Annotated in this window: 8 protein-coding genes and 1 pseudogene; 5 read left to right on the top strand and 4 right to left on the bottom strand. The window is 60.6% G+C overall.

Going from position 1 to position 14075, the window contains the following annotated elements:
- Window positions 1-41: 41 nt before the first annotated feature.
- Together HU811_RS08445 and rep are read right to left on the bottom strand one after the other, a co-directional pair.
- On the bottom strand, window positions 42-614 hold the full coding sequence (locus HU811_RS08445) for a xanthine phosphoribosyltransferase (RefSeq protein ID WP_186655254.1): 573 nt from the start codon (window positions 612-614) through the stop codon (window positions 42-44).
- A gap of 69 nt (window positions 615-683) precedes the next feature.
- Complete coding sequence (gene rep / locus HU811_RS08440) at window positions 684-2693, bottom strand: DNA helicase Rep (protein ID WP_047226146.1); 2010 nt, start codon at window positions 2691-2693, stop codon at window positions 684-686.
- 274 nt (window positions 2694-2967) lie between these two features.
- On the opposite strand from rep, the gene HU811_RS08435 reads away from it, so the two are divergent.
- On the top strand, window positions 2968-4638 hold the full coding sequence (locus HU811_RS08435) for a putative bifunctional diguanylate cyclase/phosphodiesterase (protein ID WP_092452907.1): 1671 nt from the start codon (window positions 2968-2970) through the stop codon (window positions 4636-4638).
- Between the two features lie 108 nt (window positions 4639-4746).
- Here the strand turns inward: HU811_RS08435 and HU811_RS08430 are convergent, their stop codons facing one another.
- Complete coding sequence (locus HU811_RS08430) at window positions 4747-6141, bottom strand: NorM family multidrug efflux MATE transporter (protein ID WP_092395984.1); 1395 nt, start codon at window positions 6139-6141, stop codon at window positions 4747-4749.
- A gap of 158 nt (window positions 6142-6299) precedes the next feature.
- Between HU811_RS08430 and HU811_RS08425 the strand changes: the two genes are divergently transcribed.
- From HU811_RS08425 to HU811_RS08415, 3 genes are all read left to right on the top strand, one after another.
- The gene (locus tag HU811_RS08425; protein WP_092395048.1) at window positions 6300-7220 is read left to right on the top strand and encodes a LysR substrate-binding domain-containing protein; all 921 of its coding nucleotides are present in this window, start codon (window positions 6300-6302) and stop codon (window positions 7218-7220) included.
- 188 nt (window positions 7221-7408) lie between these two features.
- Window positions 7409-9385, top strand: coding sequence for a methyl-accepting chemotaxis protein (locus HU811_RS08420; RefSeq protein WP_186655251.1), 1977 nt, complete (start codon window positions 7409-7411; stop codon window positions 9383-9385).
- 381 nt (window positions 9386-9766) lie between these two features.
- Complete coding sequence (locus tag HU811_RS08415) at window positions 9767-10981, top strand: aldose 1-epimerase family protein (protein ID WP_186655248.1); 1215 nt, start codon at window positions 9767-9769, stop codon at window positions 10979-10981.
- Between the two features lie 6 nt (window positions 10982-10987).
- Here the strand turns inward: HU811_RS08415 and HU811_RS08410 are convergent.
- Window positions 10988-12480 (bottom strand): annotated as a pseudogene (locus tag HU811_RS08410) (YifB family Mg chelatase-like AAA ATPase).
- 276 nt (window positions 12481-12756) lie between these two features.
- On the opposite strand from HU811_RS08410, the gene HU811_RS08405 reads away from it, so the two are divergent.
- Complete coding sequence (locus HU811_RS08405; RefSeq protein ID WP_186655245.1) at window positions 12757-14034, top strand: sensor histidine kinase; 1278 nt, start codon at window positions 12757-12759, stop codon at window positions 14032-14034.
- The last annotated feature ends 41 nt before the right edge of the window (window positions 14035-14075 follow it).

Here is a 14075-nt window from a genome sequence, read left to right as displayed (position 1 = left end):
TCGCGAGCAAGCCCGCTCCCACAGGGGGAGAGCGGTGCTGATCAATCGATAAAGGTCACGACCCCACCGGCCAGCGATTGCACCCGGGCCAGGGATTCAACCCGATACCCCTGGGCATCCAGCTCCGCGCGTCCACCCTGGAACGACTTCTCGATCACGATCCCCAGGCCTGCCACGGTGGCGCCGGCCTGCTTGATGATGGAGATCAGCGCCTGGGAGGCTTTGCCGTTGGCCAGGAAGTCATCAATGATCAGTACCCGGTCGCTGCTGGTCAGGTGGCGCGGGCTGATGGCCACGGTGCTTTCGGTCTGTTTGGTGAACGAATACACGGTCGCGGACAACAGGTTCTCCGTCAGGGTCAGGGAATGTTGTTTGCGGGCGAAAATCACCGGCACGCCCAAGTTCAGACCGGTCATGATCGCCGGGGCAATGCCCGAGGCTTCGATGGTGACAATCTTGGTGATGCCCGAGTCCTTGAACAGCGCGGCAAATTCGTCGCCGATCAGCTTCATCAATTGCGGGTCGATCTGGTGGTTCAGGAAAGCATCAACTTTCAGAACCTGATCGGAAAGTACGATGCCGTGTTCACGAATTTTCTGCTGCAGGGCTTCCATCAAGCCTCCTTTAATGACGCCTTCGGCGCCCCTGGAAATGGGTAAAAGTTCGCTGAAAAGTAGTCGATTCTAGCGCTTGAGCATCGCTCGTATATCGGCCAGGGCGCTATTGCCGCGAACGGCCTTGACCTCGGTCGGTGTGTCGTCATTGCCTTCCCAGGCCAAGTCGTCCGGCGGCAGCTCATCGAGGAAGCGACTCGGGGCGCAGTCGATCACCTCGCCGTATTGCTTGCGTTTGGCGGCGAAGGTAAAGGCCAGCGTCTGACGTGCGCGGGTAATACCGACGTAGGCCAGGCGTCGTTCTTCTTCGATGGTGTCGGCTTCGATGCTGGAGCGGTGGGGCAGGATTTCTTCTTCCATGCCCATAATGAACACGTAGGGGAATTCCAGGCCCTTGGAGGCGTGAAGGGTCATCATCTGCACGCCTTCGGCGCCGTCCTCTTCTTCCTGCTGGCGTTCAAGCATGTCCCGCAGCACGAGTTTGCCGATGGCGTCCTCGACAGTCATGTCACCGTCTTCGTCCTTTTCCAGGGTGTTTTTCAACGCCTCGATCAAGAACCAGACGTTGCCCATGCGGTAGTCTGCGGCCTTGTCACTGGAGCTGTTGGTGCGCAGCCAGTTCTCGTAGTCGATGTCCATGACCATGCTGCGCAGCGCCGAGATCGGGTCTTCGCCAGCGCACTGTTCGCGCACCTTGTCCATGAAGCGTTTGAAGCGCGCCAGACGGTCGGTGAAGCGGCTGTCCAGATGCTCGCCCAGGCCGATTTCGTCGGTGGCGGCGTACATCGAGATTTTGCGCTCGGTGGCGTAGTTGCCGAGTTTTTCCAGGGTGGTCGAACCGATTTCCCGGCGCGGGACGTTGATCACCCGCAGGAAGGCGTTGTCGTCGTCCGGGTTCACGATCAGGCGGAAATAGGCCATCAGGTCCTTCACTTCCTGACGTCCGAAAAAGCTGTTGCCCCCCGACAGGCGATAGGGGATCTGGTGATGCTGCAATTTCAGCTCGATCAGCTTGGCCTGGTAGTTGCCGCGATACAGGATCGCGAAGTCGCTGTACGGCCGGTCGGTGCGCAGGTGCAGGCTGAGGATTTCCATGGCCACGCGCTCGGCTTCGGCGTCTTCGTTGCGGCAACGGATCACGCGGATCTCGTCGCCGTGGCCCATCTCGCTCCACAGTTGCTTTTCGAACTCGTGGGGGTTGTTGGAGATCAGCACGTTGGCGCAGCGCAGGATGCGGCTGGTGGAGCGGTAGTTCTGCTCCAGCATCACCACTTTGAGCGACGGGTAGTCTTCCTTGAGCAACATCAGGTTTTCCGGCCGCGCACCGCGCCAGGCGTAAATCGACTGGTCGTCGTCGCCCACCACGGTGAACTGGTTGCGGATGCCGATCAGCAGCTTCACCAGCAAATACTGGCTGGCGTTGGTGTCCTGGTATTCATCCACCAGCAGGTAGCGGACCTTGTTCTGCCATTTTTCGAGGATGTCGGCGTGGTCCTGGAACAGCTTGACCGGCAGCAGGATCAGGTCGTCGAAGTCCACCGCGTTGAACGCCTTGAGCGTGCGCTGATAATGGGCGTACACGATGGCGGCGGTCTGTTCCTTGGGATTGCGGGCGTTTTCCAAGGCTTGGGGCGGCAGGATCAGGTCGTTTTTCCAGGCGCCGATCATGTTCTTGATCTCGTCCACGCCGTCGTCGCCCGAATATTCCTTTTGCATGATGTCGGTCATCAGCGCCTTGACATCGGTCTCGTCGAAAATCGAGAAACCCGGCTTGTAGCCCAGTCGTGCATGTTCCTTGCGGATGATGTTCAGGCCCAGGTTGTGGAAAGTGCAGACCGTCAGGCCACGGCCTTCACCGGCGCGCAGCAGACCGCCGACCCGCTCTTTCATTTCCCGGGCGGCTTTGTTGGTGAAGGTCATGGCGACGATGTACTGGGCGCGGATACCGCAGTTCTGGATCAGGTGCGCGATCTTGCGGGTGATCACACTGGTCTTGCCGGAGCCTGCACCGGCGAGCACCAAAAGAGGGCCGCCGACATAGTTCACGGCTTCTTGCTGCCGGGGATTGAGTCGGGACATGACAGAGTCAGGGAGTCGTTTGCGAAATGGGCCGGCATTTTAACAGGCTCACAGAATTGTGCTGCTCTGTCCGACTTGTGACGCTACACAGCATTGTCATTTGCCGCTTTGGTTACTTTCACGCAGGATGTGGGGCGAATGGCGTCCAACGTTCGGCTTCGAGGGTAAAAAAGCCGTCTGAAGCAAGTGTTTGAGAACCATTGGCATTGGTCATTAGCGGTCAGCAGGTCATAATGCCCTGCGCCTATTACCTTGCAGAGTCTAGGGAGTCAGCTTGTCAACGTCTGTCGAACCCTTGCGTTTGCTGCTATTGGCCGAAGAGCCGGTATGGTCAGCGATTTTGCGCGAGTGCCTGGCCCCCATGGGGCCGTCGGTTGTGTTGATCAGTGCCCCGAGCTGGGAGTCGGTCAGCAGCCTGTTCGAGGACAACCACAACGCGGTGCTGCTGACTGTCGCGGCGCTGCAGCCGGCACCCGGTCGTTGCCGTTTGCCGACGGTCCTGTTGCTCGAGCACGAGCCCACCACTGCACCTGATGGCGTCAGCGATTGGCTGGTACGTGATGTGCTCGATGGCGCCACTCTGCGCCGTTGCCTGCGCCATGTGCGCGAGCGCGGAGTGCTGGAAAACACGCTGCAGCGTCTTGCCGAACAGGATCCGTTGACCGGCATCGCCAATCGCCAGGGCTTCCAAACCCTGCTGGCGGCGCGCCTGGCTGAAAACGAAGGCCGTGGCCTGGCGCTCGGGCATCTGGATCTGGATAACTTCCGTCACGCCAACGATGCCCTCGGCCACCAGGCCGGTGACCGTTTGATCCTGCAAGTCGTGTCGAGGCTCAAAGGTTCGCTTGAAGCCGGCGATCAACTGGCACGCTTGGGCAGCGACGAATTTGCACTCCTGATCGACACCCGCCGGGCGCCTCAGCGGGCTGAATGGATGGCCGAGCGCATCACCGAAGCCATGGCCGAACCCTATTGGGTCGATGGCGAAAGCCTGCTGATCGGTTGCAGCCTGGGGATCGCCCACGCTCGCGCCCAGGCCGGCGCGGACCCGCTGATGTGGCACGCTCATATCGCCATGCAGCAGGCCAAGAGCACACAGGGCTGCACCTTTCATATCTTCAACGAACGCATCAATCGTAACGCCCGCAGCCTCGCCGATCTGGAGAGCGAGCTGCGTCGGGCGCTGCGGCGCGACGAGCTGGAGTTGCATTACCAACCCCGGCTGAGCCTTGATGACGGCACCATCGTCGGCCTCGAAGCCCTGGTGCGCTGGCGTCATAACGAACGCGGGCTGTTGCCACCCAGTGAGTTCGTGCCATTGGCCGAACAGAGCGGGCTGATCGTACCGCTGGGCTACTGGGTGATTTCCCGGGCATTGCGGGACATGCAAGCGCTGCGTGAAAGGGGATTGGCGCCCCTGCACATGGCGGTCAACCTGTCATTCCGGCAGTTCCAGGACAGCCAGTTGCTGCCGACGCTGAGCCGCCTGATCGCCGAGCGGGGTGTCGAGGCGCAATGGTTGGAATTCGAACTCACCGAAACCGCCGTCATGCGCCGCAGCGAACTGGTCAAGCAGACCATGGACGCCCTGGGTCGCCTGGGGGTGCGCTTTTCCCTGGACGACTTCGGCACCGGCTTCTCCTCGTTCGTGCACCTCAACAGCCTGCCCATCGCCTTGCTCAAGATCGACAAGAGCTTCGTGGGTGGCATGGAGCAGCGCGAGGAAAACCGCAAATTGGTCCATGCGATGATCAACCTGGCCCACAACCTCAACCTGGAAGTAGTGGCCGAGGGTGTGGAAACCCAGGAACAACTGGACTTGCTACGCGGCTTTGGTTGCGACCAGGTGCAGGGTTTCCTGATCAGCAAACCGTTGCCGTTTCCGGAGTTGGTTGAGTACTTGACGTTCGAGGGTGATCAGCAGTCGATGCTGGAAATCAGCTGACACAAAACCATGTGGGAGCGGGCCTGCTCGCGAAGACGGTGGATCAGTCGATATATTTCTGGCTGATACACCGCCTTCGTGAGCAAGCCCGCTCCCACATAGGGAACCTCAGTCGGCTTGGATGCTTTCGAAACGCCTCAGCCCAGGCTCACTGCGGATCATCCGCTTCATCTTCCACTCAAACGCCGCCGTCAGGCTCACCGCCGCGCAGGCCAGGCCCAGGGCCAGGCCCCACCAGACGCCGGTCGGGCCCCAGTTCAGGTGGAACGCCATCCACCAGGCCGCCGGTGCGCCAATCAGCCAATAACAACCCAGGCCCACCAGGAAGGTGGTCTTGGCGTCCTTGAGCCCACGGATACAGCCCATGGCAATGGTTTGCGCGCCGTCGAACAGCTCGAACCACGCCGCTACCGCCAACAGGCTCACTGCGAGCTCGATCACCCCACGAAACGCCGGATCGTCGTGGTCCAGGAACAAGCCGACCAATGGGTTTGGCAGCAGCCAGAACACCATGGCGAACGCCAGCATGACCGCTGCGCCGAAGCCAATTCCGACCCGACCGGCCAGCCGTGCCATCAGCAGTTGCCCGGCGCCATAGTGCTGGCCGATGCGCATGGTGATCGCATACGACATTCCCGCCGGGACCATGAATGCCACCGAGACGATCTGCAGGGCGATCTGGTGCGCTGCCAAGGGCGTGCTGCCCATGGTGCCGATGCACAGCGCGGCGAACGCGAACAGCCCGACTTCCACTGCGTAAGTGCCGCCAATGGGCAGACCCAGGCGCCACAGTTCCTTGAGGTACTGGCGATTGGGACGCGACAGACCTTTGAGTAACGGATAAGCGCGGTAGGCTTGATGCCGGTGAATATGCCAGGCCAGCGCCAGGGCCATGCAGTTGGCAACGATGGCCGTGACCAGGCCGATGCCCATCAGCCCCAGTTTTGGCAAGCCGAACATGCCGGTGATCAGTGCGTAATTGAGCAGGAAGTTGGCCACCGTGCCGCCAAGACTGATCACCATCACTGGGGTCGCCCGGCCAATGGCGCTGGTGAAGCCGCGCAGGGCCATGAAGCTCAGATAGCCGGGCAGGGCGAATGGCAGCACCAGCAGGAACTGGCCGGCGGCCAGGACGTTGGTTTCAGTCTGGCCGAACAGCAACAGTACCGGTTTGAGGTTCCACAGCAGGAGCCCGGCCACCAACGCCATCAACCAGGCCAGCCACAACCCGGCCTGAGTCAGTCGGGTGGCGCCTTCGACATCACCGGCGCCCTGCCGAATAGCCACCAACGTGCCCACTGCGGCGATCACACCGATGCAAAAAATCGAGACGAATGAATAACTCGCCGCGCCGAGTCCACCGCCGGCCAGGGCTTCGGGGCTCAGGCGCGCCATCATCAGGGTGTCGGTCAGGACCATCAGCATGTGCGCCAACTGCGAGGCAATCAACGGCCCTGCCAGCCGCAGGATAGCCCAGAGTTCGATTCGCACCGGATGCCGCATGATCATCACACTCCATGTTCAAACAAGGCTGTAAAACGGTGATTTTCGGCGCTCTCAGCGGTTTGCACAAAAGGATAAAAGCGATCACTGGCATGATTAAAACTCATGCTGAGAGCTTTCTGATAGGGTGCGTAACTATCGCCATAGGAGCTTTCCCGATGTCTCGTCGTCTCCCTCCTCTTTATGCGTTGCGGGCATTCGAAGCGGCGGCGCGATACAGCTCGTTCACCCGGGCGGCCGAAGAACTGTCGATTACTCAAAGTGCCGTCAGCCGGCATATTCGTACACTCGAAGAGCACTTTGCCTGTCGGCTGTTCCAGCGCAGTGGCCGCAACCTGCAGTTGACCGAAGCGGCGCGGTTGCTGCTACCGGGCGTGCGTGAGGGGTTCATGGCGCTGGAGCGGGCCTGTCATACCTTGCACGGTGAAGATGGCATCCTGCGCATGAAGGCGCCGTCCACGCTGACCATGCGTTGGCTGTTGGCGCGCCTGAGCCGCTTCCGGCATCTTCAGCCCGGCAATGAAGTGCAACTGACCAGCGCCTGGATGGACGTCGACTCAGTGGACTTCAACACCGAGCCTTTCGATTGCGCGGTATTACTGGGCAACGGGCATTTTCCTACCGACTGGGAGGCAAGCTTGCTGTTTCCCGAGGAGCTGATTCCGGTAGGCGCACCGAACCTGTTGAACGACCAGCCCTGGGATGTGGCGCGGTTGGCCAGCGCAGAATTGCTGCATCCCACTCCGGACCGTCGTGATTGGCGCAACTGGCTTTCGCGCATGGGCCTGTCCGATCAGGTCTCGCTCAAGGGCGGGCAGGTGTTCGATACACTGGAACTGGGCATGATCGCGGCAGCGCGTGGTTACGGCGTGTCCATGGGGGATCTGTTGATGGTGGCCGAGGACGTGGCCCAAGGGCGCTTGAGCCTGCCATGGCCTACCGCTGTCGCCAGTGGCGAGCACTATTACCTCGTCTGGCCGAAAACCCGGCCAGGAGGTGAACGTTTGCGCCGTCTGAGCGATTTTCTCCAGAGCGAAGTGAACGCCATGCAATTACCCGACGTGAAGCGTCTTGGCTGAATCGTTGAAGCTCCCGTGATAGCCACTTGGCATTATTCCTTCCAAACCGCTCAAGTATTCGGTTTCGCCGCCGAATGTGTGGAAGTAGTACTTTCGTATTAGAAAGGGACTGCCTACACATCACCCGAATAAAATTGCCGAGTGTGCGACGTGATCAGGATGATCCGGTCACTTGGCCAGGAGCCGTCATGTCTCAACCTCGTGCCCGAATCGCCTCACAGCTGGGCCTCGCCCTCGCCGTGATACTGGCGATCGTGATCTCCGGCAGTACCATCTTTGCCTTGCGCTCGCTGGACTCCGCCAACCTCGCGACTCGTGAAGAACACCTGGCCAGCGAAGCGCGCCTCATGGCCGACCAGCTCAATACCTTCCATGGCACCCTGCGTGAAAGCACGCAGCGATTGAGCGGACTGTTCGAGAAGCGTTTTAGCGCGGGCCTGAGCGTGCACCCGGACCAGCCGGTCGCGGTGGCAGGCGTGCAGACTCCAGGCCTGAGCCTGGGCAGCGAAGTGCTGAACAACAACTTCAAGGAAGTCGACGAGTTCAAGGACACGACCGCCGGGGTGGCGACGGTGTTTGTACGCAGTGGCGATGATTTCATCCGCGTGAGCACTTCGTTGACCAAGCAGGACGGGACGCGGGCGATCGGCACCATGCTCGACCGTGCCGGCCCGGCTTATGCCCCAGTAATGAGTGGGCAGAGCTACATTGGTCGTGCCCTGCTCTTCGGGCGCTTCTACATGTCGCAATACACCCCCGTACGCGATAGCAGCGGCAAGATCATTGCCGTGTTGTATGTAGGATTCGATTACACCGACGCGCAGAACGCCCAGTTCGAGAATCTCAAGCGTTTCCGTATCGGCCAGACCGGTTCGCTGGCGGTGCTGGATGAGCAAAACAAATGGCTGGTTCCACCCGCGGGTGTGCAGGCGCTGGAGCAGGCGACCGTGACCATCAAGGAGTTGGTCAAGAAGCCGGGCAAAGGTGTGTTCTGGAGCGATACCGCTGAAGATTTCTACAGCGTTGCCGTGCCGTTCGAGGACGGCCCGTGGGCGGTGGTGGCGAGCATGCCGAAAGCCGAGATTCGCGCCGTGACCTGGAGTGTCGGCACGCAACTGGCTATCGGCAGCTTGCTGGCCATGTTGCTGGCCGTGGGCTCGGCGGTGTGGCTGCTGCGCAGCAAACTGGCCCCACTGGGCGATCTGGTGCGTCAGGCCGAGGCGCTGGGCGCCGGCGACCTGAGCGTACGTCTGAACGTGTCGAGCCACGACGAAATCGGTCAGTTGGCCCGTGCCTTCAACCAGATGAGCCAGGCCCTGTCGACCATGGTCGAGCATATCCGCAAGGCCTCTCAAGAGGTCAATAGCCGAGCCCAGGCCCTGTCCGGGTTGTCCAGCGGGGCCTATGAGGGCATGGAGCAGCAGTCCGGCGAAATCACCAGCATGGCCGGCGCAGTGGAAGAATTCAGCGCTACCTCGTTGAACATCGCCGATAACATGGGCAATACCGAACGCCTGGCCCAGGATAACGCCCAGCAAACCCGCATCGGTCGTACGTCGATGGATGAAGCGTCCTCGTCGCTGGAGCAAATTGCTGGCGCGCTGAACAGCACTGCCACGGTCATCAACACCTTGGGCCAGCGCTCTCAGGAAATCGGCGGCATCGTCGGGGTGATCACCTCGATCGCCGAGCAGACCAACCTGCTGGCGCTCAACGCCGCTATCGAAGCCGCCCGTGCGGGCGAGCAGGGTCGGGGCTTTGCCGTGGTGGCTGACGAAGTCCGTAGCCTGGCGTCCCGTACCCGTCAGGCCACTGACGAAATTTCCGGCATGATCAATAGCATCCAGCAGGAAACCGGTAACGCCATCAGTACCATGGAAAAAGGCAACTTGCTGATGCAAGAAGGCTTGTCGCGCAATGCCAATGTGGCCTCGGCCCTGGCGCGCATCGACGAGCAAAGCCGTTCGGCAGGCCAGCAATTCGCGGCGATCACCACCGCCACTCAGGAGCAAAGCAGCACCGCGACCCTGCTCAGCAGCAACCTGCAAAGCATCGCTATGGCCAACAGCGAACAGCGCGAAGTGGTCTCGAACCTGGCGATCACCGCCAAGGAACTGGAAAAACTGGCGCAGGACCTGCGCAAAGAGGTTGACCGGTTCCGCTGATACTCCTTCCGCCGCTCCCGTCGCGAGCAAACTCACCCCAGAATTCTCTGGGAGCGAGTTTGCTTGCGAAGAGGCGGCCTAGCCAACATCACCGCAATTGACTCACCGCTATCGCGAGCAAGCTCGCTCCCACAGGGGCTTGGCGGCGAACGGGCATTTTGCGGCCATCCCTAATCAATGTGGGAGCGGGCTTGCTCGCGAAGAGGGCCTTAGGGCCAGCATCCCTGCAACTGACCCTCCGATATCTAAAAGCGAACCTGTTTGCGCGAAGGCCGGTTGCTGCAGCACTGCGTCTTTTCGAGGTATTCGCTGTTTTTAAGCTTGCTGAAACGTTTCTTCAAGTCTATAAAAACCGCACAACTCCAAGAAAAGGCTGCCCTTATGACTCCGCTCAAACTTGTCATTGCCCTCAGCGCCCTGGGCGCTACGTCCCACGCCATGGCCTGGGATTACGTCCTGCTCGACACCGATAAAGCCGCTCAGCCCTGGAAAGTCACCAGCCAGCAGCTCGGCGTGAAAACCGACAAGCCCTTTTCCGTGACAATGCGCACCCTGCATGGCGGTCGGCAGGAAGGCGTCAGCATCGTCGATATCGACAACGGCACGATGAAGCTCTCGGTCGTTCCAACACGGGGCATGAACGTACTGCAGGCCTCGGTCGGTGACGTGCGTATGGGCTGGGATTCGCCAGTCAAGGAAGTGGTCAATCCGTCGTTCATCGAGCTCAATGGTCGCGGTGGACTGGGCTGGCTCGAAGGCTTCAACGAGCTGGTGACGCGCTGTGGCTACGAATGGGTCGGCCATCCCGGCATGGACAACGGCGAGCTGCTGACTCTGCATGGCCGCGCCGCCAACATCCCGGCCAACAAAGTGACGCTACACATCGATGAAAAACCGCCGTATGCCATTACTCTGCGGGGCGAGCTGAAGGAGCAAGCCTTCAAAAAGGTCGATTTCTCGGTACAAACCGAACTGCTGACCGAGCCCGGCAGCGTGAGCTTCGCACTCAAGGATACGCTGACCAACAACGGCGACTATCCGAAGGAATACCAAGCGCTTTACCACAGCAATTTCAGCACACCGTTCCTGGAGCAGGGGGCTCGCTTCGCGGCACCGGTCAAGCAGGTCTCGCCGTTCAACGACAAGGCCAAGGGCGATCTGGCGGATTGGCAAACCTACCGAGGGCCAACCAAGGACTACGACGAAACCGTTTACAACGTCGTGCCTTATGCCGATGCCAAGGGCGACACGCTCACCGTGTTGCACAACAAGGCCGGTAGCCTCGGTGTATCGGTGGGCTTCAACACCGGCACGCTCCCCGTGTTCTCCCTGTGGAAAAACACTGACACCCAAGGTCAGGGTTACGTGACCGGGCTGGAGCCGGGCACCAGTTTCTCCTATAACCGCCGGTATCAACGGCCACTGGGCCTGGTGCCCACCCTCTCGCCAAAAGAGCAGAAGCAGTTCCAGATCCACTACAGCCTGTTGGCGGATAAAGGAGCTGTGGATAAAGCCCTCAAACGTATCGATGAAATCCAGGGCACCCAGGAAACCGAAGTACGAAATACGCCGCTGGTGGACCTGAGCAAGCCATGATGCCCATCAGGGCGTGGCGGGCCGGTATTGCAATGCTTCGGCCAAGTGCTCTCGGCTGATTCGATCCGCTTGCTCAAGGTCCGCCAGCGTACGGGCGACCTTGAGCAAGCGGTGAGCGGCTCGCAGCGACAGGGTCAGTCGTTCGCAGGCGGTTTCCAGCCAGGTTTCATCGGTTGTGGATAACTTGCAATGCCGACGCAAACCCGGCAGATCCAGGAACGCGTTGGCACATCCCTGGCGCTTTTGCTGGCGTTCGCGGGCTTCGGCCACTTGCTCGGCTACGGTAGCCGTATCGGCACCGGATTCGCTTTTTGGGCTCAGCGCCGTGGCTTCCCGGGCGACGGTCAGGTGCAGGTCGATGCGGTCCAGTAACGGGCCGGAGAGTTTATTGCGGTAGCGCTGCACCATGTCCGGCGTACACGAGCATCGGCCGCTGGCCTCGCCAAGGTACCCACAGGGGCAGGGATTCATCGCCGCCACCAGTTGGAAGCGCGCCGGAAAGCGCACCCGGTCACGGGCGCGAGAAACCACAATGTGACCCGATTCCAGTGGCTCCCTCAAGACCTCAAGGACCTTGCGGTCGAATTCCGGCAGTTCATCGAGAAACAGCACGCCATGGTGGGCGAGGGTGATTTCCCCCGGTTGCGGCTTTGATCCGCCACCCACCAGCGCCGGGCCGGACGCCGAGTGATGTGGCTGGCGAAACGGGCGCTGCGGCCAATGGCTCAACGGCACGCAACTGGCCACCGACTGTATCGCGGCGACCTCCAGGGCCTCACATTCAGCCAGTGGCGGCAACAATCCCGGTAAACGGCTCGCCAGCAGTGTCTTGCCGGTACCGGGTGGTCCGCTGAATAACAGGTTATGCGCCCCCGCAGCGGCAATCAGCATGCGCGCTTGGCCCCGACCTGGCCTTGTACTTCATTCAGGTCGGGATAAGGCTTGCTCGCCGAGAGCAATCCATTGGAAGCATAGGGCTGCACAGGGGTGTGGCCGTTGAAGTGCGCCACCGCTTCGAGCAAATGATCCACGGCGATCACCTTCAGCCCCGACGCCAGGCAGGCTTCCTCGGCATTCGCTCGCGGTACCAGCAGCGTACGCCCGGCCTTGCGCGCCGCCAGCGCGGCGGGCAACACACCGCGCACTGGGCGCACCGCGCCGGACAACGCCAGCTCGCCGAGGCATTCCACATCGTCCAGCATCAAGGTCGGCACTTGTACGCTGGCCGCCAGGATCCCCAGGGCAATTGCCAGGTCGAATCGCCCGCCGTCCTTCGGCAGGTCCGCCGGCGCCAGGTTCAGGGTGATGCGCCGAGCCGGGAAATTCAGGCCCGAATTGATGATCGCGCTGCGCACTCTGTCCTTGCTTTCCTTCACCGCCGCTTCAGGCAAACCGACCATCGTCAGCGATGGCAAGCCATTGGCCAGATGGACTTCAACGGTAACGGCAGGAGCCTCCACCCCCACCTGGGCGCGGCTATGGACAATGGCGAGCGACATGCAATCGTTCCTTGAGTGAATAAGGGGCCGCGTCCTGCGGCTCTTGAAGGTTAGTCGTGGGATAGGCTTTTGGTGGGGCAATTGAAGGCGAAAATTTTGCCAGGATGTTGCGGTTGTGAATGGCCGATCACCCGCGCGACCACGATCGCGATAGGGCGCGCGTTTGTTCAGCATGGCTCTGCGGCCGTTTCGCAGAGCCTTCAAAATGACCGTCCCAGGCCCTGCTAGACTCCGATTTGTCCAATCGGCATCTACGGCACAGGGAGTGAGTGGCCCATGAACGATCTGCTGGCTCTGTTAACCGACAAGCGCTTTATGCCCCATGGGCATTGCTATATGTGGCGGCCGGATTTGCTGTGGACCAATGTCATTGCCGATGGCTTGATCACCCTGTCCTACATCTCCATCCCTTTCACCCTTCTGTACTTTATCCACAAGCGCAAAGACGTGCCTTTTGACTGGATGCTGACGGCTTTTGGGGTGTTCATCCTGGCGTGCGGGACCAGCCATGTGATGGAAATCCTGACCATCTGGCAGCCCTACTATTGGCTGTCGGCGCTGGTCAAGGTCATCACCGCTATCGCCTCGGTGATTACTGCCATCCTGCTGGTCCGGCTGGTGCCTGCAGCCCTTAAGATCCCCAGCCCGCAGCAACTGGCCCGGGTCAATGACGAGTTGCGTGAGGCGCAGGCCGAACTGGTCACTACCGCGCGCCGGGCCGGTATGGCGGAAATCGCCACCAATGTGCTGCACAACGTGGGCAATGTACTCAATAGCGTCAATGTGTCAGCCCGACTCTTGTACGAGAAAGTGCACGCATCCAAAGGGCAGGGGGTAATCAGGGTCGCTGAATTGATGAGGGAGCATTCCGATGATCTCGGCGCCTTTATCAGCAGCGATCCGAAAGGTCGCGCGCTACCCGGCTATCTTGGCAAGTTGGCCGAAGCCCTGGCCGCCGAGCAGCGGAGCATGATCGATGAGTTGGTGCAGCTGACCAAGAGCATCGACCATATCAAGGAGATCGTCGCCACCCAGCAGTCCTATGCCGGTAACTCCAGCGTGCTGGAGCCGGGTTCGCTGCGAGAGCTGATCGAGGATGTGGTACGCATCTGCGATGTGTCCCTGGCTCGCCATCGTGTGACGCTGACCAAGGAGCTCGCCGATATTCCGATGATGTCGCTGGACAAGCACAAGGTGCTGCAAATACTGATCAATCTAATCAACAACGCCAAGCAGGCGCTTGATTCGGTGGCGGATCGACCGTCGTGCATTACCCTGCGTCTGAAGGCCACTGACGACAAGCGTGTGCGGATCGAGGTCGAGGACAACGGCGAGGGTATTTCCAGGGACAATCTCACCCGGGTGTTCGAGCATGGTTTTACTACGCGCGCCGACGGTCACGGCTTTGGCCTGCACAGTTGCATTCTGGCTGCGCATGAAATGGGCGGCGAGCTGACGGTGCGGAGCGCGGGCCCGGGTAAGGGCGCGCTGTTTACCCTGGAGTTGCCGCTTGCGCTGGCCCAAGGTCAATCTCCGCGAGCCGCGAGTGGCTGAGCTGCCGGTTTGCGATCTTGGCACAAAAGCGTTGTAGGGAG

This window comes from Pseudomonas tehranensis (assembly GCF_014268615.1).
Lineage (GTDB): Bacteria > Pseudomonadota > Gammaproteobacteria > Pseudomonadales > Pseudomonadaceae > Aquipseudomonas > Aquipseudomonas tehranensis.
The sequence above is the reverse complement of the archived record's forward strand: the minus strand, read 5'-3'. Positions and strand labels throughout refer to the sequence as shown.